Origin of the sequence: Shewanella pneumatophori (assembly GCF_023283895.1) — a bacterium.
In the GTDB taxonomy this organism is placed as follows: Bacteria; Pseudomonadota; Gammaproteobacteria; order Enterobacterales; family Shewanellaceae; genus Shewanella; species Shewanella pneumatophori.
The window spans coordinates 223,769-247,735 of the sequence record NZ_JAKILB010000004.1 but is presented as its reverse complement, the minus strand read 5'-3'; the positions used below and the strand labels follow the sequence as shown (position 1 = coordinate 247,735).

Annotated in this window: 17 protein-coding genes; 8 read left to right on the top strand and 9 right to left on the bottom strand. The window is 40.8% G+C overall.

What is annotated here, in order from left to right; all coding sequences use genetic code 11:
* Nucleotides 1-104 precede the first annotated feature (104 nt).
* On the bottom strand, nt 105-557 hold the full coding sequence (locus tag L2740_RS08240; protein ID WP_220781520.1) for a YaiI/YqxD family protein: 453 nt from the start codon (nt 555-557) through the stop codon (nt 105-107).
* Nucleotides 558-743: 186 nt separating this feature from the next.
* On the opposite strand from L2740_RS08240, the gene L2740_RS08235 reads away from it, so the two are divergent.
* The 3 genes from L2740_RS08235 to L2740_RS08225 all read left to right on the top strand — a co-directional run bounded on the left by L2740_RS08235 (nt 744) and on the right by L2740_RS08225 (nt 3,489).
* On the top strand, nt 744-1,421 hold the full coding sequence (locus L2740_RS08235; RefSeq protein ID WP_248949559.1) for a DUF2461 domain-containing protein: 678 nt from the start codon (nt 744-746) through the stop codon (nt 1,419-1,421).
* A gap of 186 nt (nt 1,422-1,607) precedes the next feature.
* Nucleotides 1,608-2,957: an RsmB/NOP family class I SAM-dependent RNA methyltransferase gene (locus tag L2740_RS08230; RefSeq protein WP_248949558.1), complete on the top strand. Its 1,350-nt coding sequence runs from the start codon at nt 1,608-1,610 to the stop codon at nt 2,955-2,957.
* A gap of 352 nt (nt 2,958-3,309) precedes the next feature.
* Nucleotides 3,310-3,489: a hypothetical protein gene (locus tag L2740_RS08225; RefSeq protein WP_248949557.1), complete on the top strand. Its 180-nt coding sequence runs from the start codon at nt 3,310-3,312 to the stop codon at nt 3,487-3,489.
* Between the two features lie 228 nt (nt 3,490-3,717).
* Here L2740_RS08225 and L2740_RS08220 read toward each other — a convergent pair whose 3' ends face one another.
* Together L2740_RS08220 and L2740_RS08215 are read right to left on the bottom strand one after the other, a co-directional pair.
* Nucleotides 3,718-5,382, bottom strand: coding sequence for a sensor domain-containing diguanylate cyclase (locus tag L2740_RS08220; RefSeq protein WP_248949556.1), 1,665 nt, complete (start codon nt 5,380-5,382; stop codon nt 3,718-3,720).
* Nucleotides 5,383-5,648: 266 nt separating this feature from the next.
* Complete coding sequence (locus tag L2740_RS08215; protein WP_248949555.1) at nt 5,649-6,188, bottom strand: YfaZ family outer membrane protein; 540 nt, start codon at nt 6,186-6,188, stop codon at nt 5,649-5,651.
* A gap of 476 nt (nt 6,189-6,664) precedes the next feature.
* Between L2740_RS08215 and L2740_RS08210 the strand changes: the two genes are divergently transcribed.
* Nucleotides 6,665-7,147, top strand: a complete 483-nt coding sequence (locus L2740_RS08210) for a glutathione peroxidase (protein WP_248949554.1) — start codon at nt 6,665-6,667, stop codon at nt 7,145-7,147.
* Nucleotides 7,148-8,983: 1,836 nt separating this feature from the next.
* Here L2740_RS08210 and L2740_RS08205 read toward each other — a convergent pair.
* Nucleotides 8,984-10,765 carry a M1 family metallopeptidase gene (locus L2740_RS08205; RefSeq protein ID WP_248949553.1) on the bottom strand — a complete coding sequence of 594 codons (1,782 nt, stop codon included), beginning with the start codon at nt 10,763-10,765 and terminating at the stop codon, nt 8,984-8,986.
* 140 nt (nt 10,766-10,905) lie between these two features.
* On the opposite strand from L2740_RS08205, the gene L2740_RS08200 reads away from it, so the two are divergent.
* Nucleotides 10,906-11,787, top strand: a complete 882-nt coding sequence (locus L2740_RS08200; RefSeq protein WP_248949551.1) for a collagenase — start codon at nt 10,906-10,908, stop codon at nt 11,785-11,787.
* Nucleotides 11,788-11,877: 90 nt separating this feature from the next.
* Here L2740_RS08200 and L2740_RS08195 read toward each other — a convergent pair whose 3' ends face one another.
* The 4 genes from L2740_RS08195 to L2740_RS08180 form a co-directional block, all read right to left on the bottom strand.
* Nucleotides 11,878-12,849: a PstS family phosphate ABC transporter substrate-binding protein gene (locus L2740_RS08195; protein ID WP_248949550.1), complete on the bottom strand. Its 972-nt coding sequence runs from the start codon at nt 12,847-12,849 to the stop codon at nt 11,878-11,880.
* Between the two features lie 185 nt (nt 12,850-13,034).
* Nucleotides 13,035-14,333: a phosphate regulon sensor histidine kinase PhoR gene (gene phoR, locus L2740_RS08190; RefSeq protein WP_248949548.1), complete on the bottom strand. Its 1,299-nt coding sequence runs from the start codon at nt 14,331-14,333 to the stop codon at nt 13,035-13,037.
* Nucleotides 14,334-14,679: 346 nt separating this feature from the next.
* Nucleotides 14,680-15,369, bottom strand: a complete 690-nt coding sequence (gene phoB / locus L2740_RS08185; protein WP_028769061.1) for a phosphate regulon transcriptional regulator PhoB — start codon at nt 15,367-15,369, stop codon at nt 14,680-14,682.
* A gap of 576 nt (nt 15,370-15,945) precedes the next feature.
* Nucleotides 15,946-16,896, bottom strand: coding sequence for a porin (locus tag L2740_RS08180; RefSeq protein WP_248949546.1), 951 nt, complete (start codon nt 16,894-16,896; stop codon nt 15,946-15,948).
* A gap of 291 nt (nt 16,897-17,187) precedes the next feature.
* Here L2740_RS08180 and rdgC point away from each other — a divergent pair, with 291 nt between their 5' ends.
* Nucleotides 17,188-18,099: a recombination-associated protein RdgC gene (rdgC, locus tag L2740_RS08175; RefSeq protein WP_248949544.1), complete on the top strand. Its 912-nt coding sequence runs from the start codon at nt 17,188-17,190 to the stop codon at nt 18,097-18,099.
* Nucleotides 18,100-18,177: 78 nt separating this feature from the next.
* On the opposite strand, the gene L2740_RS08170 is transcribed toward rdgC, so the two are convergent.
* Nucleotides 18,178-19,983 (bottom strand): M61 family metallopeptidase, encoded by a 1,806-nt coding sequence (locus tag L2740_RS08170; protein WP_248949543.1) that lies wholly within the window; start codon nt 19,981-19,983, stop codon nt 18,178-18,180.
* Nucleotides 19,984-20,110: 127 nt separating this feature from the next.
* On the opposite strand from L2740_RS08170, the gene L2740_RS08165 reads away from it, so the two are divergent.
* Together L2740_RS08165 and L2740_RS08160 are read left to right on the top strand one after the other, a co-directional pair.
* Nucleotides 20,111-22,288, top strand: coding sequence for a tetratricopeptide repeat protein (locus L2740_RS08165; RefSeq protein WP_248949541.1), 2,178 nt, complete (start codon nt 20,111-20,113; stop codon nt 22,286-22,288).
* Between the two features lie 119 nt (nt 22,289-22,407).
* The gene (locus L2740_RS08160; RefSeq protein ID WP_248949540.1) at nt 22,408-23,964 is read left to right on the top strand and encodes a GGDEF domain-containing protein; all 1,557 of its coding nucleotides are present in this window, start codon (nt 22,408-22,410) and stop codon (nt 23,962-23,964) included.
* The last annotated feature ends 3 nt before the right edge of the window (nt 23,965-23,967 follow it).

Here is a 23,967-nt window from a genome sequence, read left to right as displayed (position 1 = left end):
CGCCAAGATGCGTAAACAGCGATAAGTTAGCTGCACAGTGTAATTGCAAAACAGCAACACGTGCATAGCGTTATAACCTATGCACATAAAGAGGCGCTGACGACTTATGGCTTATGATGCTTAGTGATATATCTGTCTAACTGATTGCCAAAGGCTTGTTTTTCACTAGCACCTATTGCTGCAGGACCGCCGGTTTGAACACCGCTTGCGCGCATGGTGTCCATAAAGTCACGCATGTTCAAAATCGATTTAATATTTTGCTCAGTATACAGCTCGCCACGCGGATTTAATGCTACGCCACCTTTATCAATTACCTCTGAAGCCAGTGGAATATCAGCCGTAATCACTAAATCCCCCGCAGTTAATAATTTAACGATTTCATCATCGGCAACATCAAAGCCCGATGACACGGTTTTTAAATTAATAAAGGGCGATGGTGGAATACGCATCCAGTGGTTAGCCACTAGCGTCACTTCAACTTTGGCTCTATCGGCCACACGAAATAAGATCTCTTTAATCACGCCAGGACAGGCATCTGCGTCAACCCAAACTTTCATTATTACTCCAACGATGGCAAGTGCGTATCAGATACTAATCAGTATAATTTTAAATGACGCAATCAAATCTTACATATCGCCCTATTTTAACAGCTTTGCCGCCTCAATGAGTAGCAAGATTAAGGTTGACTAAGATAAGATTTAATGACATTGATTATTCCTCCTCAAATTTAGGTCGTCATGTCTATGAGCCCCTTTACTCGCCAAAGTTTTAATTTTTTAAATGAGCTGTCAGTCAACAACGAGCGAGAGTGGTTTAAAGCCAATCAAACCCGCTATGAAGACAATGTACGCACTCCTGCTCTGAAATTTATCCAGGCTATGCAACCACACATTACCGCGCTATCGCCACGATTAACTGCCGTGCCTAAAAAAGTCGGTGGCAGTATGATGCGCCCGCAACGCGACAGTCGCTTTAGTAAAGATAAAACGCCGTATAAAACCAATGTTGGAATTCAGTTTCGGCACTTTCAAGGTAAGGATGTTCATGCACCAGGCTTATATTTACATATCGCTAACGATGGTTGCTTTCTCGGTGCCGGAATTTGGCATCCTGAATCTAAAGCGTTAAATGCCATCCGTACTTGTATTGATGAAAACCCCAATAGCTATAAAAAAGCACTACGCGAATTGAGTGCTAAAGGGTTTGAGATGCAAGGTAGTCAACTTATTCGTCCACCTAAGGGCTATGATAAAGCCCACCCAATGCTTGATGAGTTAAAACGCAAGGACTTTATTGCCATAAAACCACTAACGATTGAGCAAGTTTACAGCACTAACTTTGTCGAGTTATGTGCACAGGAATTTGCCGCTTGTCAGCAATTAATGCGCTATTTATGCTTCGCTCTCGATTTAGACTATTAATTTAAGCCACTCATTGAACGGATGATTTATACAAATAAAATCATCCTCTATAAGCGTGTATAAAGCGCCATTACTCGCAAAATCTAATAGCGCTTTATCTCACAGCACACTCCCCTACAGACAAATCTCTGTTACAATTGCGCCAGTTTTTATTTTCAGCCTAAGGGCTGCTTCAGGCACATTGTAATGGTAGAACCTTCATCATCACCTCAAGACGCTTTCCAAGCAGAAACTCCTGCACAAAAGCGAGCATTAAGCTACAGCAACACGATACATCAGCTATTTTCGAGCGTGATGGAACAAAAGCTACCTGCAGACCGCATTGTCGGCGAGTATTTTCGAGTCCATAAAAAGCATGGTTCTAAAGATCGTCGTGTCATTCGAGAAAGCCTTTTTGCTATGTTCCGCTGGTGGGGCTGGCTTAAGCAAATCCATACCAGTGAACAACAAGATCCGAGTTGGTTTGCATCTTTAGCTATTGTTGCAGAATTAGAAGATCACAAATGGACTCAGTTCAGTGACGCATGGCGTGAGTTTGCCAATCAAGCTGCTGAATTTAATTTAACGCCAGCAGAGCAGGAGTTAACAAGCTTACAAAGCAAATGCTCATGGCTGCAAAATGCATTGAATCGCCCAAGTATTGCAGTTAATCAGTTAGTACCTGATTGGTTTTGGCAGGTTGTAGATGTTGCTGAAGATAAGCAGCTCGCAGTCGTTGAGGCGATGTGCTCACGTCCTCCTATTTGGGCTCGTGCACAAACGCTTAACCAACAGCAATTAATCAATTCACTTAAAAAAGATGATATTACTGCTGTTGCTAGTGAATTCTTTGACGATGCCCTAAGCCTCGGCCATAAAAGTATAAACCTCAATGCGATTGGCGCCTATCAACGTGGTGAGCTTGAGATCCAAGATCTAGGCTCGCAGGTTATTGGCCAAATTTGCCAGCCTCAAGCTGATGAGCAATGGTGGGATACCTGCAGTGGTGCAGGCGGTAAAACTCTGCAACTACGCTCAAAAATGCTTAAGCAAAACCCAAATGCAACTGGCAGTATTACCTCATCAGATATTCGCCGTAAACCACTAGAAGAACTAATGAAACGAGCTAAGCGTGCTGGCTTTACTGGCATTAGTCTAGCACCGTGGAAAAGTGATGCTTTGCCTGTAAAAGAGGCTGCTTTTGACGGCGTTCTTGTTGATGCACCTTGTAGCTGTACTGGTACTTGGCGCCGTAATCCTGATATGCGCTGGTTAGATGATAAAAACGTAGTGCTCGATAAACAGGAGTTACAGCTCGATATCTTGTCTCGCAGTGCCAAAGCCGTTAAAGCGCAAGGTAAACTGGTATACGCAACTTGCTCTTTATCTCCTATTGAAAATGAGCAAGTAGTGAATGCCTTTTTAGCCGCTAATCCAGAGTTTGAGCTGCAAACGTTGCGTCACCCGTTCACCCAAGAGTCTGTCACCATGCTTACGGTATGGCCACAAGATGCCAATACTGACGGCATGTTTGTCGCTAAAATGATTAAACGCTAACAGCCTTTCTGTACACTCTTGAGCTCTAAAGCTCGGTCCTATCATCTAGACCAGCTTTAGAGCCTTATTAAGCTAATTATTGAGTGCCGGCGCATCGGTTAAATTAATTGCATTAAGTTTTAAAGCTAGAATTGACGGCCAGAATTGCGCGTTTAGAGGTAATATCTTCCCTTCCCCATAATTATCTCAATCCCAAAAGCCTAATAGATCCACAAACAATAGATCCTTTTTATCGTCAACAAGCTGTAATTGTTTTGTCATTTTCACTTTCTACACTGCATTCGATATCAAGTCACACCGTAGCTATTCGCTAGGTTCGAGACAACTCTTAAGTCAGACTGGAACGAAGATCATGAGAACAAATTACGATTTTGACCAAGAAAGCCAATGGGACAATGATTTTGGCAGTGATTTAGAACACAACGAAAAGCATGAACGTCAAAAACAACGTCGTCGTGAGCAGCGCCAACATCATAAACGAGCGTCGCCAGAAGTAGCATTCAGCAATTATCATAATGAATACGCGAACTAATTTAATTATTAGCGAATAGGCCATAAGAGCTGTTCTCTCGCTTAATGAGAGCTTCGCTTATGGCTTATAAGACGGAATGACTGGTTAATCTGCGGTGGGGATTGAGATGATTTTGCTGGTTTGTCTCCCCAAGTTTGACCTTAGCAACTAGCATCAAACATGGGCTGTTGTTGCTTTAGTTGCAACGTTAACCTGAATAAAAGCTATTAGCTACAAAACGTTTTACCTTTACAAGCTCTGGTTATACATAGCTCTACGCAAAGTACTTTTACGATTATATAGGTCTTGCTCTGCCATTCTCAGCCACTGCCTATGGTCGTTAATGCCCGTATTTAAACTAAAACCTATATTGATCTTCATCTCACGATAACGGCTCAACAAATAATTAGATTGGATCTCGCCGACTTTTTGCTGCACTTGTTCTATCCAATCCGGGCCACAAATAATGACAAAATTGCTCTCTGTAATACGATAAATATCAGCAGCACCTTTAGTCGGACTACCTGCCTTAAAGAGCTGTTTAAGTGGTTTCGCCACGGCACAAATAATATTATCAACTTCTCTATGCCCAAGTCGTTTAGTCAATGGCACGACTCCATCAAGTGATACCAATACTAAATATAACTCCCGTTGAGTGCCCTCCTCTTCAGGAGCAAGCTCATACATCGCCTCATCAAAAGCTAAACGATTGGCTAACCCTGTTAGCTTGTCTGTCCGCGCATTTTTACGTGCGACTTCTAAGGTCTCAATATGTTGCTCTCGCTCCTCAGATAACAATCGAATTTTATAGGCTAATGCAAAAGATAAAAGCAACGCATCTACGCTTCCACCGACCAGTGTCGCTAACTCTGCATTATCAAAAAAGTCAGGTGTTAAGCCCATATTCCCCGGTAAAATCATAATCGCTGGCAATAATAAACAGCTAAAGGCCAACAAGAAGTAACGCGCCGGATAGAATCCCTTCAGCAAACAAACATTACCGCAGATCATCGCCAGCGTGATCCAAAGAAAAATCAAGAGAGAGGCTATTATTGCTGTGTAAGAAAGCAGAAAAATACTGCTAGGCAAAGCAATAATACATAAACATAGCAACCAAAAACTTAAGCGCCATAGTGTAGGCGATGTTTCGGGTAACTGCAGAAAGTGTTTATAAAATAAGATATTGAATATTGGCAGGCCAATAAAAAACAGATGATGTAGTTGCAAACTATGCAATTCGAATAAATGTGCAGGTAAATGAAAAGTGAATGACCAACCTGCCAAATAACAAAGCACGTAGCCTGCGTAATAGAGAAATGCTTTATCTCGAATAGAAAGGTAGATAAGTCCGTTATAAAGCGCAATAAACAGCAAACCGCCCAAACACAATATAATAAACAAAGCATAAATGTCAGTCTGACGTTTGTGTTCTTTATACTCTTGTACTTCTAACTTAGGCTGAGATGAGTAATAGCGACTTTCTACCCGCGCAACCAGCCAATAATTAACGCCAATATCCATCTCAACACTGCGGCCATAGTCAAATAAAAACTCATAAGGAGCATAGTAACCGCTGTTAAAAGCTTGGCTTGAACCATCGTCACCGAGCAACCAATAGTCAACAGACTCAACTATTGAGTTATTCACATTGATTACCCAACGCTTGTTATATTGATTTACCTTGACTGCTGATATCATCCAGTAAGCGCCACCCGACAATGATACTGAGTTAAGATCATTCTTAGTTCTATTCCACAAAACAACATCAACAAAACGTTTAGGTACATTATCGTTATAGTGCGCTTTATAGATAAATGTATGTTCTGTTATGGCCTGTTGAACAGCGTAAGTAAAATTGATGCTGCCTAGCATTGAGCTCAATAGCAGTATTAGCATTATTATTTTTGTTGGCATCTACTGTATGACCTATCTCAATGGTGTAACGCTTAAATTAACACTCCAAATAAAAGTGTGACAATATTTTACCTAACTCACTCGAATGCAGCAACGTCACCGATGCAGTGTAAGCCTGTAAAACCATTTATAAACATAAACTTAATCCATTAAACGCTTAATTCTTCACTAAAGGCTTTGACAGTTAATTAAACCTGATACAAAAAGAGCTTAATCCCACGTTCGCGAGGTTAAGCTCTTTTGAAAAATACTTAGATAATGTTTATTTAAAAAGAAGCTTTCGCGCCTAAGTAGAAACCTGAATCTAAGGTTGAGTTTGGTGCATGATCATACTGTAGGCGAATATTGCGATACCCGACAAATAACGCTAAAGCAGGATTAAGTGCATATTGCACTTTACCGTCAAACTGCCAAGAGCCATCGATATCACCAAAAGACAATACTGACGGTGAATAGTAGCCTGCACCATGTAGCGAGATATTAGAGCCAAGTTGCATCGCGTAACGCCCCCCTATACCTACAAAATTACCATTAGCGCTGCGCTCAGACCAAACCTGAGAAAACTTAGCACCAAGTTCAAAATGGTGGATCCCAGCATCATGAGCAATATGCATAGCTCCAGATAACATTTGCCCACCAGTATCAGCATAAATGTATTCAACAGATGCATTAACATCTTTATTAACGTCAAACTGTAGCTCGGTTGACAACATGTCGTCGTTTAAGCCAAAAGTAAAATCAGTCGCTTGTGCATTAACTGAAACTGCACTTAATGCAAGTGCGCCAAAAAGGAACTTAGACTTCATCGGGGATCCTATATACATAAAAATAATCGGCAGGATACACAAAGCGAGGACGCTTTTTTACTTAAACTTGCTATAACTTCTAGCAAGCACACCAAGAGCAACAAGATGCAAACATAAGACAAACAACACCACAAAAAACCGTGACGATTAACTACAAGCCACGCAATTTGTAACAGCTTTATCTCCGGGCAATCATCGTCATACAAATGCGCAAAACTGCAGCTCCCGCTATATAGATATCCTCAACAATCAAGTTTAATTCAGCAATTTTAATGCTATCAATATTGCCAAACGCAGTTTTTGTGACGCCCTGTTAGTGCTTACAAATTTTCTATATACCTTAATCGATAAAAAGATCTACCTGAATCACGTCCTTTAAATTCATTATTTGAAAAACACTCGATATTAACGACTAAACACATTGCAACAGCCAGGAAAATACCGATAAAGTAGCTTAACAATACAAGGAGGACACTATGTCAGCTTCAATATATGATTTTGCAGTCAACAATATTCAGGGACAAAACGTTTCCCTTGCAGACTTTAAAGATCGAGTTGTACTCATCGTTAACACTGCAAGCAAATGTGGCTTTACACCACAATACAAAGAGCTTGAGCAGCTCCATCAAAAATATCAGGATCAAGGCTTAGTTATTTTAGGTTTCCCATGTAATCAATTTGGCGCACAAGAACAGGGAGATAGTGAAGAGATTAGCCAGTTTTGTGAGTTGAACTTCGGGGTAACCTTTCCACTTTTTGAAAAAATAGAAGTCAATGGACCTAATACTCTGCCACTTTATAACTACCTTAAAAGTTCAGCCAAAGGCCTGCTTGGTTCAGAAAAGGTGAAGTGGAACTTTACTAAGTTTTTAGTTAACCGGCAGGGACAAGCTGTACAGAGATTTGCACCAACAACTAAGCCTATGGCGCTAGAGCAAGATATACTGAAATTACTTTAATGAAGTAATTCATAGCCTTAAAACTAGTACAAATAAAAAGCAAAATATCTCAAACTTTTTTTGAACTTTATCTAATTAGCGCTCTCTAAATTTGTGAGCATTGGATATTTTTCATGTTCATCATTCTCCCTGGGACTTCTAGCGCAGTCCCTCTTGATCTCCGAGTAGATCAATCAGGCAATCCCTTGGATTGCCCTTTTTTTGTCTAAAATTTGCTTTGTAAAACAAATACACATCTTATGCCCTTGCTAAAACCCCTTGTAACTCTAATCGTGCGACCAAAAAAATTCGCGCTTTTGAAAAATAAATTCAATATCCGGGAACTTCTTATACTTTCGCCACTCTGACTATATGAACCGATTATTTTCGTTAAGTGGATTTAAGCCTCGCGGCTAACTGATTGGCTTAATGTTAGTTTCATTGTTCATCATTCTCCTTGGCTACTCCCACTTTGGGTGAGCCATACTTAATAAAGCTTTAGCTAGCGCATAAAGCCTTATTAACACCAAATTGTTATAGCAACCTATTTAGGTTGCTTTTTTTTGCCTGCAATCTGGCTACATTAAGGTGATTTGCAAATTAATTGCAGCTTCTGGGAACTAACTGAGATTTATCGACTCTGAATATATGAACCGATTCTTGTTGAGTGAATATTGATGTCGTAAGACAGAGATTTTGGCTTAACGTTAGCTTTAACAGACTGACTTTAGTTTAACCGCTAAATGCTGACTCCCTAGCTTAGTTTCATTGTTCATCATCATTCCCTTGGTATTCTGTATAGGTCTACCCTTAGAGATAAATCGTCAGCTAGCGCAACAGTTTATCTCTACTTAGATACGCTTATGGCAACCTATTTAGGTTGCCATTTTTTTATCTTATCCAGTAATCACTTTCATCGCCGTAGATTCAAATCTCTATATCGATATCGTCACAGTCAATAACCAAGCAATGCAAAAAATTATAAGTGGTAGTGATGAGAAATGAGTAGCATAAAAATCAACTATTAAAACCAATAAAAATAGCTTGTTAGCTTACAGATAAATTTTAGTAGTGATTTTTTTGCTACTTCTGGGAACTAACTGAGATTTATCGACTCTGAATATATGAACCGATTCTTGTTGAGTGAATATTGATGTCGTAAGACAAAGATTTTGGCTTAACGTTAGCTTTAAAAGACTGACTTTAGTTTAACCGCTAAATGCTGACTCCCTAGCTTAGTTTCATTGTTCATCATCATTCCCTTGGTATTCCGTATAGGTTTACCCTTAGAGATAAATTGTTAGCTAGCGCAACCATTTATCTCTACTTAGATACGCTTATGGCAACCTATTTAGGTTGCCATTTTTTTTATCTTATCCAGTAATCACTTTCATCGCCATAGATTCAAATCTCTATATCGATATCGTCACAGTCAATAACCAAGCAATGCAAAAAATTGTAAGTGGTAGTGATAAGAAATGAGTAGCATAAAAATCAACTATTAAAACCAATAAAAATAGCTTGTTAGCTTACAGATAAATTTTAGTAGTGATTTTTTTGCTACTTCTGGGAACTAACTGAGATTTATCGACTCTGAATATATGAACCGATTCTTGTTGAGTGAATATTGATGTCGTAAGACGGAGATTTTGGCTTAACGTTAGCTTTAACAGACTGACTTTAGCTTAACCGCTAAATGCTGACTCCCTAGCTTAGTTTCATTGTTCATCATCATTCCCTTGGTATTCCGTATAGGTTTACCCTTGGAGATAAATCGTCAGCTAGCGCAACCATTTATCTCTACTTAGATACGCTTATGGCAACCTATTTAGGTTGCCATTTTTTTACCACGTCCCACTAGAGTAATTGCTGATCTAGCATGACAACGATAGAGGGATGATAACCATCGCGAGCTTTAGCATATATTTGCTGTGCCTGATCTTTAAAGCCAGCCTTAATTAATTCGGCATACAACGGCTTAACAAACTTTCCACGACCAATTTTGACCAAGTATGCGGTTACAGCTTCAAGCACTGCTTGATAATCATTGCGGATAGCAACCCTAAACCAATCACAGGCAATTTCAGCATTTGTCGACTGGGTAAAGTTAAACGTTTTATCTAGATCAATAAGTGCATCTTGCGAAAGCTTAGTAGGCAGGTGAGTCAAGAAGTACTGCCAATGATGTACTCGCCACCCTTGGGTCATTAAACTTGAAGCTGAGGCACCATCGTCAAACGCTCTTAATGCCATAACCACTTTATCTAGGCTCGATGACTTGGGCGCCATATACCAGCTAGGCATACCTTCGCCATAAATCCACTCAAGTAACTCAGCTTCATTGATTTTATCAGCATGCTCACGCAGTAAAGTTTGCTTTGCGTAACTCACGAAAGTTTCAGTAGTGATTGCTTCAAATGCAAATGCCTGAACATATTGATATAAAAATTTATCAAAGGCGTCTCGGCCTAAGCGTTTTTCTAAGTCGTGCACAAACATGGACGCTTTATCGTATGTAAAGCGGTTAAAAGCTTCATTCGGATCTTGAGTTTGCATATTAGCCGGAAGAGTTTGTGCACTCATAGCTGTCGATGCGATAGCCTCTTGTAATCGACCATTTTCAAGTACCACTTCTAGCTCAGCTAATTCTTTACCATATACAGCTTCGACAATGCGATTGGTAAAGTAAGTGGTGAATCCCTCGTTTAACCAAAGATCTCGCCAAGTCGCATTGCTGACTAAGTTTCCGGTCCACGAATGTGCCAACTCATGGGCAACAGTAGACACTAAGCTTTTATCGCCGGCGATTAAGGTTGGAGTCATAAAAGCAAGACGAGGGTTTTCCATGCCACCAAATGGAAAGCTTGGCGGTAACACTATCATGTCGTAGCGCCCCCAAGGATATGGGCCTAGTAAAGACTCAGCGACCTCAACCATGCTTTCGGTGTCTTCGAATTCACTCGCAGCACTAGCTACAACCTCTGGCTCTGCGTAAACCCCTGTTCTTGGTCCTAGTTTCGCAAATGCTAGCTCACCAACTGCGATCGCTAATAAGTGCGTCGGCATTGGCTTTTCCATATCAAACGTGAACTTACCGGTTAATTCTGCCTCGGCATCATTTAGCGCACTCATTACAACCCGCATTCCTTTAGGAGCCGTGATTACAGCATCAAATGTAATTCGCGCTTTAGGGGTATCTTGCAGCGGGATCCAGCTACGGGCATTAATTGGTTGTGATTGGCTAAACAAAAATGGCAGTGTTTTACCACTCGTTTGCTGCGGCGTTAACCATTGCAATCCTTGTGCATTTACTGAAGTTCGATAATCAATTGTCACAGAGCGGATCCCGGCTAACAATTGAATATTAAGGCGCTGACCTAAAGTCGTATCATGCTTATCAATACTGAATTCAAGTTGCTGTTCGCTATTGCCATATACAGCTTCAATAATGAGATCTCGCGTATCTAACCAAAGCTCAGTGGTTTTTTCATCTATAAAATCTAACTGTAACTCAACCTGCCCAGCTAACTGTTTCGCTGAAAAATCAACATCAAGCGCTAATGATAAGTGAGTCACTCTCACCTGTTCACTATTCGCAAATGAATGATAATCATGGTTATTATCCCACTGCTTTAACATGGCATATCCTTGTAATTGACGAGTTAATGCGTTGCATTTTAACGCTATTTTACGCTAAAAAACCTAGGTTTGACTTCAACAGAGCGAAATGAAACACTTGTGAATATTGTATGCAAAATAACAAGTCAGAGAAACCCTACATGAAAAGTAAATACAGCCTATCAGCACTCGCGCTTATTTCATTAACCTCACTCAACACACAAGCACAACAAAGCAGTATCGAAAATGTGTTAAGCCAAAACCATGCTTGTAGCGATACCATCATTATTCGCTCGCAAGCCTTAACAAGCGAACAAATCAATGCCGCCTGTAAGTTACTGCAGACTCAAGAAGCTAACTTCCACCAGCTATTTGGCACACTAAACAAGCCTGTAGCTAACGACAATAACCACAGCATGCGCGCTAATGTATATCACTCAAGAGAAGATTATGTTGAGCATGTCACTAACCACTTTGACGTGCCTAGTGATAACGGCGGTATGTATTTAGAGGGCTTACCTTGGAAAGAAAACAACCAAGCAGAATTTGTCGCCTATGAGAAAAAGGGCCAAGTTTGGAATCTAGCCCATGAATATGTGCATTATCTAGATGGACGCTTTAATCTTTACGGTGATTTTTGTTTGTCGCTACACGACTCACATTCCGGACCTGAATACTGTCCAAAACCAGCGCCACTATATCCGCATACCGTTTGGTGGAGTGAAGGCGTAGCTGAATATATTTCAGCAGGTAATAACAACCCTAAAGCCATCGCATTAATTGGCAAAGAGCCGAGCTACCCATTAAGCGAAATTTTTAATACCAGCTATGAGCACAACGGCGGCACTGACAGAGTTTATCGCTGGGGATACTTAGCGGTACGTTTTTTGATTGAAAACCATAAAGATAAGGTCGATACCATGCTTGGCTTTACTCGCCAAGGCGATTACCCGCGCTATCAAGCGCTATTAACCAGCTGGGGCACAGATATGGATGCCGAGTTTGATACTTGGTTAAAGCAGTTAAAAGCTGACAATAAATAATACTAATATAAAAATAAGCCCAGCCTAGGGCTGAATTACAGACATTAAAAAGGCCTCAATAGAGGCCTTTTATTTGCGAGCTACTTTGCCTTAAAGGCGAATACCTGCTTTTTCTAGGTCTTTTGCAATAACGCTACGTGGTAGTGCAACGTAACCGTCTTTTTCTACAATTTGCTGACCCTGCTGAGAAAGTACATAGCGGATGAATTCACGATCCATTGGCGCTAAATCTTTGTTTGGGTGCTTATTCACGTATACGTATAGGTAACGAGAAAGTGGATATTTACCCGTTGCAGCATTTTCAGCGGTAGCTGCAATGTAGTTAGTGCCTTTCTTTGAAACTGCAACCGCTTTAACACCAGCAGTTTTGTAGCCAATTCCTGAGTAACCAATTGCATTAAGTGACTGAGATACTGACTGAACAACTGACGCAGAACCTGGCTGCTCGTTCACGTTTGCTTTAAAGTCACCTTTACAAAGTGCTTTTTTCTTAAAGTAACCGTAAGTACCTGATACAGAGTTACGACCATAAAGCTGGATATCTTTTGCAGCCCAGTTGCCGTCAAGTCCTGCATCGCCCCAACGAGTAATGTCGCCGCCGCCACACTTGTCAGTTGAAGAGAAAATACCATCGATTTGCTCGATGCTCATACCTTCAATTGGGTTATCTTTATGAACAAAAACTGCTAGTGCATCGATTGCTACGCGAATAGCTGTTGGCTGGTAGCCATAGTGCTTTTCAAATGCTTCAACTTCGTTTGGCTTCATCTTACGGCTCATTGGACCAAATTGTGAAGTACCTTCAGTTAAAGCTGGTGGCGCAGTAGAAGAACCTGCCGCTTGGATCTGGATATTTACGTTTGGATAAAGTTGTTTAAAATCTTCCGCCCATAACGTCATCATGTTCGCTAGCGTATCAGAGCCAACAGAAGATAAGTTACCAGACACGCCGCTTGTCTTTTCGTAAGTTGGTAAAGACTGATCGATAGCAGCCATTGATGCTGCAGAAAATACAGTCGCTGCAGTAAAGCTTACCGCGCCAACAAGTTGTTTCAGTTTCATTCTTTGCTCCAGTGTTTATCTATCTTGGTTTCTTAAAACGCTGTCAGTATTGACTCGATTGATGACAAGTCTATTACTAGTTAATGACACTTCGATGACAAACCAATCCAATTTAAGCTTAAATATAAAAAAAACAGGCAAAAGCCTGTTTTTATATGAATTTTATTTTAACAGTTAACTGCGTTTTACGGATTATAATCAATCAAATTTGATGAAATAACAAAGCTAAAGGTACTGCCTTTGCCGAGTTGGCTGGCAATATTAAGCTCACTTTGATGATGATTTAACGCGTGCTTAGTAATCGCGAGTCCTAAGCCTGTGCCACCACTTTGTCTAGAACGAGCGCTGTCAACTCGATAAAAACGCTCTGTTAAGCGGCCAATATGCTGCGGTGCGATTCCTTCACCGTTATCTTTAACGCTAAACAAACCGCCAGAAGCGATTTTGCGCCAGCTAACCTCAATTTTACCGCCGGGCTCGGTATAGCGGATTGCATTGGATATTAAGTTAGAGCATACGCTTCGCAGTTGTAGCTCGTTACCATATACATCTAAGCCTGGTTCACAGTAGAAAGTCACTTCATATTGGTCTTGCGCCAAGGCTAGTGCCTCATCACGTAAAATATCCATCATCTGCGCCATGCTAACTTTAATTTCTAAGTTTACATCGCTTGCATCTTCAATCCGCGAAAGTGCCAGTAGCTGCTCTACCATAGAGCGCATACGTGTAGTTTGTTGCTGCATCTGCTCCATGGCACGCAAATTTGGAGAATCGGGTTCAGCCATTGACTGCATCATTTCCAAATACCCCTGTAGCACAGTTAATGGCGTTTTAAGCTCATGGGAAACATTGGCCACAAACTCTTTACGCATGCCTTCTAATTGTCTTACTCTGGTAATATCGCGAGCAATGAGCAATAGCTGACCAGCGCCATATCCCATAATGCGAATTTCAAGAATATGCCCTTCAGATTGCGGTGATGGCAACTCTAGCGGTTCGTTATATTCATTGCTTTTAAGGTAGGCAGAAAAGTCTGGGTGGCGAATTAAGTTATCAATACGCTGACCATTATCTTGCGGCCATACAAAGCCTAATAACAGTTGCGCGAGTTTGTTACACCATAAAATATTGTGTTCTGAATCCAATACTACTGCAGCGTCGGGTAGTGCTTCAGCACCTTGTCTAAATCGCCCAAGTAAAAAGGCAAGCTGTGATACCCGCTTACGATTCTTCCCCTGCAAACGATAAATACCATTGAATACCCCTTCCCAGCTGCCCCTGCCGTTTGGAGGAGTTAAACGGCGATCGTGCCATAACCAGAAATTGAGCCTAGAGAGTTGTCTGTAATGCCAAAGTAACAAGCAAAATGAACCTAATAATAAGATCCATACGACTTCACCTAGCAATAAACCAACCACTAAACATAGCGTTAAATAAATAGCTAAATGAGAAACTAAACGGTACCCAGAATATGAATCAAACATATTTAACCAATATTACGACCATACAGGAGGACTTGGCACAAGATAACGTAAAAGCAACCTTGTGCATATGGGAACAATAGCAATCGCATTAAATAACATGATCATTCAGCGGGAACTCAAAGCTATATAGACAAGACAGATAATTGCAGTAGAAATTACTTTATGCCTAAAACACTTAAGCCAATATACACAGCTTTGAAATCCGCACAGCACAAGCCTCTTTGCTATTCTATTTAGTTGCAGTGTTGAGCTTACAAGCAATAAGCTGCTTACTCATTAGTGCTGCTTCAATAGAAAAGCCCGAGGCTTTGAATCAATCACCCATTTAGTGTGATAGTAATAACAACTAAAGTCTTGTTGAAAAACGGTAACCAGCACCACGAACGGTTTGGATTAAGCGATCATGCCCAGAGTGAGTAACAGCTTTACGCAAACGCCTGATATGCACATCAACGGTGCGATCTTCTACGTAGACGTTAGTTCCCCATACATTGTCAAGCAGTTGCTCACGGCTATAAACACGCTCTTGGTGAGTCATAAAAAAGTGCAGTAAGCGAAACTCTGTAGGCCCCATATCTAGCACTTGATCGCCAACCGTCACACGATGACTAACAGGATCTAATTGCAATCCTTGAACATCGATTGGATCTTCTAAACATGTTGGTGCACTGCGGCGCATTACAGCTTTAATACGTGCAACCAATTCCTTTGGTGAAAATGGTTTAGTAATAAAATCATCAGCACCAACTTCTAGGCCGCGCACTTTATCTTCTTCTTCACCACGTGCAGTCAACATTATGATAGGAATATGACGGGTGAATTCATCTTGACGTAAACGCTTAGCTAATTGAATACCGCTGCCACCAGGGAACATCCAATCAAGCAATACTAGGTCAGGATAAGGCTCAGTTAACATATCTAATGCTGAGTCATAATCCTCGGCAGCCACAGTGGTATAACCATGCTGTTCCAAAACAAAAGTCAGCATCTCGCGGATGGCTAACTCATCTTCAACTATCAAAATCCGTGCAGTCATAATCGATCTTCTATCAGTGAATTTCTACGATGCTATTATTGGTCACTTTTATGACATTAATATTAAACACCCCGATATTTTGCCATATTAAGTGATATTTTTGTCATAATTATTCTTAGTAGCTTATATCAACAAGCTGAAATAACCGCCACATTGCTTAAGTTTTGATATAACCACACTCCTAGAGAAGATAAAACTGTAATTAATATTCATCCAAACTCTGCTTAACACCAAGCTCAATACTGGGTACTTAATCCTGAGCCCTTAATCCTGGGTGTTTAGTGCTAAATATTTAATCCTGAGAGCATAGTGATCAGCCAACCTTAACCACTAGCTGTTAGCGAAACAAAACCTCAATTAAAACCGATTAAGCGGGCAGCAAAACCTTTAAATGGCTATCTGCACTCTTTTTACTCGTTTAAACGACTAGCCTAGAAAACTTGAACTGACCAACATAACAAACGCGTGGCTTTATTTAGACCTCAAAAAGGGGCTCTAAAGCCCCTTTTTGATTTACTTAGCTAGCAGACCAACTCACAAAGTCTTGTTCAACTAGCTTGCTTAAAGCTGTTTAATTTAGAACTTGTGCTCAAGTCCTACACCAAAGTAGCTATCATCGTTGTCGATGTTTTCGTATGAACGATTAGTGTAGAAAGCAAATAGTTTAGTTGGCTTACCTAGCTTGTAATCACCACCTAGCGACCAAGACTCACCTTTATCTTCCATATCTTGATACTGAGCTTTCAATACTACCGCTTCAATCTGGTAAGCTGCACTTAATAGGTAACCAGACTTGCTTTCAGCGCCCACAGTTGCAACACCGTCATCACCGTATGTTTTCTCTTCTTGCTGGTACATACCGCCTAACTTAAAGCCAGCAATTTTACCTTGAACAGTTGCACGCACAACCTCATAGCCTTTTACATCTGAGTCATAGGCAACAGAAGCGTAAATTGGTGATTTCTTCAAACCTGAATCACCATACATAGCCGCAACACTGAAACCGTCTTGGCTATACTGAGACTTAGCGCCATCAGCGGCATATGTTACACCTACTTTAAAACCACTAAATGATGGTGTGATATAAGTCGCTGTTTGCTCGATACGGTTTTCACCTTTAAATAGGTTTTTCAAGTCACCAGACAAGTCATTAAACTGGTCTACTTTACCTTGCGATACTTTAAGCATTGTGTCGTTACGACCCACAGAGAATGCACCGAAGTTACCTCTTAAACCAACAAACTGATTACGCGCTTTAAAGTTTTCTTTAGCGTCATCACCTGTGTCTACTTCATATTCAACTGTGTAAAACGCTTCTAAAGAACTGCTTAGTTCAAAAGCACCTTTAACACCAAAACGAGAAGCATTTGATTGAATAGTTGTCGTTGACTCATCGTTCACGTCATTTGACTGTGCAGTGACATTTAGCTTGCCGTATACCGTTAATGGGTCTGCTGCGTAAGCAGAAGAAAGAGTTGCAGTAGTAAGAGCTGAAGCGATTAGAGTTTTACAAAAAACGTTCATCATTTAATCCTTTTGACGTTATTCGTCTTGGTTATTGGTTTGGACGAGCGCCATAATGAAGACGGTTTGTTGCATTTTTATTTCAGTAAAGGATGAATCAAGCCTTGTAAACTACAAAATAAAGCCTGCACTTTGCCGTAGCCTAGTGCTATCAAGGCTTTGAGCATAAGCTATAGAAATGTGACAGTTTAATGAAATGTCATTTTTGCCAGCTTGAGTATCCTCATATCGCGGTTTACCCGAACCCGACAATGGCTTACACTGCGGCTTTAATTTTGACTGAGCACTTAATCTATGTGGTTTAAAAATCTAACTGTATACCGCTTTAACAAGCCTTTCTCTGTTGACCCTGAGTCACTAGAAAAATCACTGGAAGACTTCACTTTCTCTCCTTGCTCAAGCCAAGATATCAGTAAGTTCGGTTTCTCAAAAGCAATGGGTAAGCATGGTGAAACCCTTATTCACACTGCGGGTGACAGACACCTAGTATGTGCAACCAAAGAAGAAAAGATCCTTCCTTCACAAGTGGTAAAAGAAGCCCTTGAAGAGAAAGTAAACCTAATTGAAGACCAAGAAAACCGTAAATTAGCCAAGAAAGAAAAAGACGCGCTAAAAGACGAGATCACGACAACCTTACTGCCTCGTGCATTTTCTCGTCGCAGTCAAATACGCGCCCTAATTCTACCTGAAATTCAAATGATCTTGGTCGACAGCTCAAGTGCTGCTAAGTCTGAAGAGTTGATGGCTCTGCTACGTAAAGCAATTGGCACGTTACCAATTATCCCAATGAGCTTTAAAACCCCCATTGAAACTCAGCTAACTGAATGGCTTAAAGAAGGTAAAACACCTGCAGCCTTTGAAATGCAAGATGAAGCAGAGCTAAAGAGTGATTCAGATGAAGGCGGCATTGTTCGTTTTAAGCAGCAAGACTTAAGTGAAAACGAAGTACTGGCTCACATTGAAGTCGGTAAGCAAGTGCATAAGCTTGCATTACACTTCGGTCAATCAATTGCGTTTTTACTACAATCTGATGCAGCGATTAAACGTCTTAAGTTCTCTGAAGAGTTCAGAGCTGGCAATGACGATTTAGGCAACGATGACCCTATGGCAAGACTAGATGCCGACTTTGCACTAATGAGCAGTGAGCTTATCGCACTAATTAATGCAACCGTTGATGCGCTGGGCGGCCTAGAAGATAGTATCTAACTTACCTGCTCATTGATTGCTACATCAGAAAAAAGGCGCCTATTGGCGCCTTTTGTATTCAGTAAACAACTTAAAAGCTTACTTAACGGACTTAAACTGACCGTCTTTATCAAATGGCCAATCAACACCTAACCAAGCTTTGAAAAATGCTTTTTGGGCGCGACTCGGCTTTTTAACCGCTTTGATCGCAAGTTTACCGCTTTGTTTTTCACCTAGCTTTAGCTCGACATCTTTAAGTTTATCATTGCTAAACAGTGTCACCTTGATGCTATCGCCTGGCTTAAAATCATTGATGCGTGATGCAAACCCATCAGCAGTAACCTTCAGTCCATTAATCGCGACAATTTCATCTGCTAGTACAATGCCAGCATTCCAAGCAGGACCGTTACGCAGCACATGAGATAAGACTAAAGAGCCAGACTTTAAGGTAACGCCGGTAAAGGCTTCAACTTTAGCATCTTTGCCGTGGGTCAATTCCAAACCCGCTTGCGCCAACATAGCGTCAAAATCTAAGCTTACTGGCGAATTGACATACTGTTGCCACCAGCTTTCATAACTCTTACCTGACACATCAGCTAAAATGGCTTTCACATCAGCAATAGTGAATCCAGCAGGCAATCTGTGTTCATTGTAAAGCTTACGATGAACATCGCGATAAGAACCTTTTAGGTCGGTTGCTTCAATCAACGAAAAATCTAACGCAAGCGATGTTAAATAGCCTTCAGAATAGATATTAGTGCTGTGGTTAACCGCGTAATCTCCGCCGCTACTAGCCCATTGATTAGCACTTGCACTGGCAATAGATTGAATTTCGCGGCCTGGCGTTTTTTGGCTTTGTGCGACTCGCTTAGCTAAGTCTTCAAAGAACTCTTTTGCAGTCATTACGCCCGCGCGCAGTAACAACTGGCTCTGGAAATAACTGGTTGAACCTTCAGCTATCCATAACAGCTCGGTGATCTCTTCATCTTGGTAGTTATAAGGAACTAAGCCGTCAGGTCGGTAAGCCTTAACATTCCATGTGTGGATAAACTCATGGGAAGCGGTTTTAATAAAACCTAAATAATCAGCACGTTCACGATAGCTAAAGCGTGGACGCTGAATAATCGTTGAATTCAAATGCTCAGTTGCACCGCGTGCGCCACTGGTAGCGTGCACCATATACACATAACGTTCAAACGGGTAGTCGTCCCAAATCACCTCAGCTTGGCCACTCAATTTAGTTAAGTCTGTGACCATTTGATCAATATCGTAGTTGCCTTCACCCCATACAACCAATTCATATTGGCGACCATCGGCGCTAAACTCACGATGCTTGCTAACCCCTGTTTCGATAGGCGAATCAACTAAGATATCGTAGTTAGCCGCTGTAAATGAGTGCGCTTTGCTACCGCTATCCATTCCCGAATAACTTTTCCAGCTACTAGGCACTTTTAGCGATACATTAATCGGTTCATTTCTGAACTCAGGGCTGTAAACGAAGGTACCGCTAGCGTCTAAAAACGCATGAGAAGCATCAATATGATTCACGCGCTGACCAAGCTTATTGGCATAAAGCTGATAGTTCACTGTTACGCTAGCAGGCTCAGTTAAAGCAACTGTCCATTCACCACTTGCAGTTCTAGACCAAGGTAATACTTTGCCGCTCTCATCTGTTGCAGTGAAACTCCTAACCGCATCAGCAAGGGGTAATACTTGATACTTACCCGTACGCCATACAGGCAAGTTAACCAAAAGAGAGTCAGCTGTTGTTTCAGGAAATGTGACTTGTACTTTAGCCAAGTGATGCTCAGGGCTAGTTAAGTCAATCGAATAGTCAACATCGGCAAATGCATTAGTACAAGCTAAAGCACTAAAAGTTAAGATAAAGGGAACTACAGGTTTCACTATCGCGTCCTTCTGTTATTATTGTTTTCGTTAAGTCGGAAAAATATAACATTAGACTTAATTAGGCCAATAGAATTACAAAAATAGCCACTTAATCTAACGATTAAGTACAAGGATCGGCATTTTAATGCATATTTTCATTACCCTACTCTCAGTTTTATTCCTGTCACTCATTAGCAGTACTGCCAATGCGGCGCCAGACGATGAAGTCCTAACCGAAGTGCAATTTCGGGAAAACCCTAAGGTATTAGCCCAAAGTATTCATAACGAGATCCCCTCATTACCCCGCTTTACTTCCTTGGAACAATTTACTGCATTTTCTAAACGGCATCTTTTGTCTGCGCCAGAGTTAATGCGCAATATTCAATTGTCTGCACGCCTAAAAATGGATCTTTATGATAAAAGTAAAGACCGTTATATCCAAGCTAACGGGCTGATTGAACAGCTAGAACAGATCAGTGTCAGCGACTTTGATCAAAGCTACTTATTAATGCTCAAAGGCCGTTATGTCGGTCGCAGTCAACAAGACTTCAACAGCGCAATAGACTACTACCAGCAAGCGATAACCTTAATTGAGCAATCAAACAAAAGCCCTGACAGAGTGCTGCTTTATACTTTGCATGAGAATGTCAGCGTTATGCATATGATTTTACGTGAACCCGACACAGCTCTTGTTCATCTACAAAAATTGTCAGCAGTAGCCAAAGAAATTGACAATGACTACCTGGTTGCTCACGTAGAATCGGTGCTCGGCAAGTTTTTTTACAAACAAAATCAGATTGGCAAATCATTATCGCACTATAACGCAGCAATTAAGCACTCTCTTGGCGACAAAAATTCATCTCAAAATGCCCATATTGAGCTACAACTTTCACGAGTGTACCGTGACTTAGAGTCATGGGATGAAGCGCTAGCATCCGCTAGCAGTGCAGCCGAGTCATTCACTCGCTTAGGAAACGATAATTACGTGTCATCGGCAATGACGGTTATCGCTATGGTGTATGCTAACCAAGAACAATGGTACCAAGCCGTTGATTACTACCTTAATGCCCAGCAAATCGAACGAAGACTCGGCAATGAAATCGGCTTAGCACTAAATCTGCATAACCTGGGTGAAATCTATTTTAAAATCGGTGACACCAAAAACTCGTTATCAAACCTTAAGCAAGCAAATACCATTTTTAGCGCAAGAAATAGTGAACACTATTTAGTTTACAATGACCTGCTCATTGCCGAAGTCAGTGCCAGTATAGGTAATTGGCAAGACGTGGCGGAGTATGCCACTAGAGCTGAGAAAATAGCGGAATCGAAACAATTACTCGATGAGCAAAGTGAAGCGCTTGAACAACACGCTAAGGCACAAGAGCAATTAGGTAAATTTGAGCAAGCCTATATTAGTATGCTTAAGCTTAATGGTATCCGCAGCCAAATAGAGCCTTCATCTGACGAATTTGATTTAAAGCAGTCAAAAATCAAAGAGCAGAAACTCGACCTTAAACTCAGCAAAATTGAAAAACAGTTACAGCAAAAAAGTGATCAGCTAAATATCGCTCACTTAATTAGTCTTATTTGTGTATTCATTTTATGTCTTTTAGTGCTATTGCTCATCAAGCAATGGCGACTAAAAAATAAGGCTAAGCTTCTCAATGACACTCTGCAAGAAACTCAACTATTAGAGCCATTTACTCAACAGGCTAATTATTTAAGCTTTAAGTTTGACTATAGCAAGACTAACCACAGTCAGATTAAAACCCTTGCGCTTGTTTCGTTATCAGATCAAATCAACTCAGATCTCACTCAAGGCTACGAGTGCAATGCAAACATGAACAAGCAGCAGCTATTAGCCATCCAAAACAGCTTAACCTGTAAAAGCTACATTATTAGACCCGGCGTTTTTTTACTGAGTTTTGACAGCAATATAGAAGCCAACCACTTGTTAACTAAGCTCAGAGAGATCCTTGATCAAAATCATGGCCAAACTAGCCTGCATATGGGTATTTTGCATCTGCCACTATTAGCTGACCCAGCAATTAAGCTTAGCGCCGAACAGCACTTTGCTAGTTTACAAATGATGTTATCAGCGGCTAAAACCTTAGGTAGCAATCAAGATTACTTTGTCACAATGAAAACACTCAACTTTGCTTCCGCGGGAATTTTCAGCAAACCGCTTTACCTTAATATCGAAAAAAGTATTGTGCGCGGTATAGTCAAAGTTGAAACCAATGGTAATAAAGACAATATCCTTTGGCCTAGATGGAAGAGCCATCAAAATATAGATCTTAATGATGACAAAGTCGCCATTTAAACCGTTACAAGCTAACAGTGGTTGATGTTAATTTCTCTTTTAAGAAACTACTGTTAAGATAACCACTTAATCGATAAGCTAATTTTATTATTGCGTAATTTATAAGGGTACGACAAAGCATGAAGGATGCCGCCACCAGTACATCTCAGGTCAATATGTTACAGCAGAAACTTTATTCTGCGAGGCAAGCGATCGATGAGATGAACGAAGCGCAAAATGAAAAGCTACAGCTCCTTATGCAGTTTATTGGACAGCTTAGCCTAGCGTGTAAAGGACAAAACCTTGAGCTAGACAATAAGTTAGCCAAGTTACGCCATAAATTAGCTAACTTTAGCCAAGTTGAAGATTCACTAGCAGATTTAAATGAAGCCGATACCATATTAAAACAACAATATGGTCGAATAATGCTGCAACTTGAAGACAGCCGCCAAGCATTGAACAATATGGTTGGCCAAATTCAACGGATCCAGTCATTACCAAGTAAGCTAAAGCTAGAAATAAACTATTTTAAAAAAGAGCTCAGCAAACCACTTCATACTTATTGGGACTATATTCCCAAGGTGGAGAGAGTGGTTAATTTTTATGATGAGATCTTAAAAGAGCAGTTCAACTTAGGCGAGCAATTTGAAATCCTACCTCGCCATCGTCAATCAGCCCATGAGCTCGCTCAGCTATTATCTGAAATCGAATTTAGAAAAGAGCAACGTGAACAAATTGCTGAAATAAAAAAATCCCTAACTGAAGAGTTTGAACTCAATACCTTACTCGACGCCTATCAAGTAGTGTTGGGCTTATTGCTCGATAACATCGCCCGAGAAAAAACTGCCTCACAAGAGTTCTTGTATGTTTTAAATAACGCATTAAGCAATGTGCAAGAGGTCGTTACTGAGTCTTACAGCCATTCAATAAAGAGTTTTCAGGTTGCTAAGCAGCTGAATCGGGATATCAATGGTCAGGTCGATAACGTCGGTGAAGCCGTTATTGAAGTTGATAATATTGATGAACTCAAAAGCCAAATCACCACTCATTTAGCCTCGCTTCGTAAGGCATTAGGCCGTAAAGAATTACTTGAGAATCGCGAACAAGCACAGTTAAAACAATCGGTAGAGGCGTTACGCCAAGAGCTTAAAGAGTTAGGCAAAGAAACCGAATCTTATAAAGAGCGCTTGTTTGAACAACAAAAACTTAATCTTCTCGACTCGCTGACTCAATTACCAAATCGCAGTGCATTAGAAGAACGTATGGATATTGAGTATCGTAATTTTCAACGTACTAACCAACCGCTTTGGGTCGCTGTAGCCGATATCGACCATTTTAAAACAATTAACGATAACTTTGGCCACAGTACAGGTGATAAAACCTTGCAAGTCATTGCTATGGCTCTTAAAAATTCGTTACGAGAATCTGAATTCGTCGCTCGTTACGGCGGTGAAGAGTTTGTACTCTTGCTACCCAATATAGCTGAAAGTGACATTCTCCCCTTGCTCAATCGAGTAAGAGAAAAAGTAAAAAGTATACCGTTTAAGTTTAAAAATCAGAGAATTACCGTTACAGTGTCTATAGGTGCAGCGCAAATTATTGAAAATGAGCTCATCAACGAAACATTTGATAGAGCAGACGCCGCACTATATAAAGCCAAAAACGAAAGCAGAGATAGAGTCATCGTCGACTTTTAAACA

What these genes read in the sequence shown, in the direction of transcription:
- L2740_RS08240 (WP_220781520.1), bottom strand. Translation starts at nt 557, where the DNA reads ATGAAAGTTTGGGTTGACGCAGATGCCTGTCCTGGCGTGATTAAAGAG.
- L2740_RS08235 (WP_248949559.1), top strand. Translation starts at nt 744, where the DNA reads ATGAGCCCCTTTACTCGCCAAAGTTTTAATTTTTTAAATGAGCTGTCA.
- L2740_RS08230 (WP_248949558.1), top strand. Translation starts at nt 1,608, where the DNA reads ATGGTAGAACCTTCATCATCACCTCAAGACGCTTTCCAAGCAGAAACT.
- L2740_RS08225 (WP_248949557.1), top strand. Translation starts at nt 3,310, where the DNA reads ATGAGAACAAATTACGATTTTGACCAAGAAAGCCAATGGGACAATGAT.
- L2740_RS08220 (WP_248949556.1), bottom strand. Translation starts at nt 5,382, where the DNA reads ATGCCAACAAAAATAATAATGCTAATACTGCTATTGAGCTCAATGCTA.
- L2740_RS08215 (WP_248949555.1), bottom strand. Translation starts at nt 6,188, where the DNA reads ATGAAGTCTAAGTTCCTTTTTGGCGCACTTGCATTAAGTGCAGTTTCA.
- L2740_RS08210 (WP_248949554.1), top strand. Translation starts at nt 6,665, where the DNA reads ATGTCAGCTTCAATATATGATTTTGCAGTCAACAATATTCAGGGACAA.
- L2740_RS08205 (WP_248949553.1), bottom strand. Translation starts at nt 10,765, where the DNA reads ATGTTAAAGCAGTGGGATAATAACCATGATTATCATTCATTTGCGAAT.
- L2740_RS08200 (WP_248949551.1), top strand. Translation starts at nt 10,906, where the DNA reads ATGAAAAGTAAATACAGCCTATCAGCACTCGCGCTTATTTCATTAACC.
- L2740_RS08195 (WP_248949550.1), bottom strand. Translation starts at nt 12,849, where the DNA reads ATGAAACTGAAACAACTTGTTGGCGCGGTAAGCTTTACTGCAGCGACT.
- phoR (WP_248949548.1), bottom strand. Translation starts at nt 14,333, where the DNA reads ATGTTTGATTCATATTCTGGGTACCGTTTAGTTTCTCATTTAGCTATT.
- phoB (WP_028769061.1), bottom strand. Translation starts at nt 15,369, where the DNA reads ATGACTGCACGGATTTTGATAGTTGAAGATGAGTTAGCCATCCGCGAG.
- L2740_RS08180 (WP_248949546.1), bottom strand. Translation starts at nt 16,896, where the DNA reads ATGATGAACGTTTTTTGTAAAACTCTAATCGCTTCAGCTCTTACTACT.
- rdgC (WP_248949544.1), top strand. Translation starts at nt 17,188, where the DNA reads ATGTGGTTTAAAAATCTAACTGTATACCGCTTTAACAAGCCTTTCTCT.
- L2740_RS08165 (WP_248949541.1), top strand. Translation starts at nt 20,111, where the DNA reads ATGCATATTTTCATTACCCTACTCTCAGTTTTATTCCTGTCACTCATT.
- L2740_RS08160 (WP_248949540.1), top strand. Translation starts at nt 22,408, where the DNA reads ATGAAGGATGCCGCCACCAGTACATCTCAGGTCAATATGTTACAGCAG.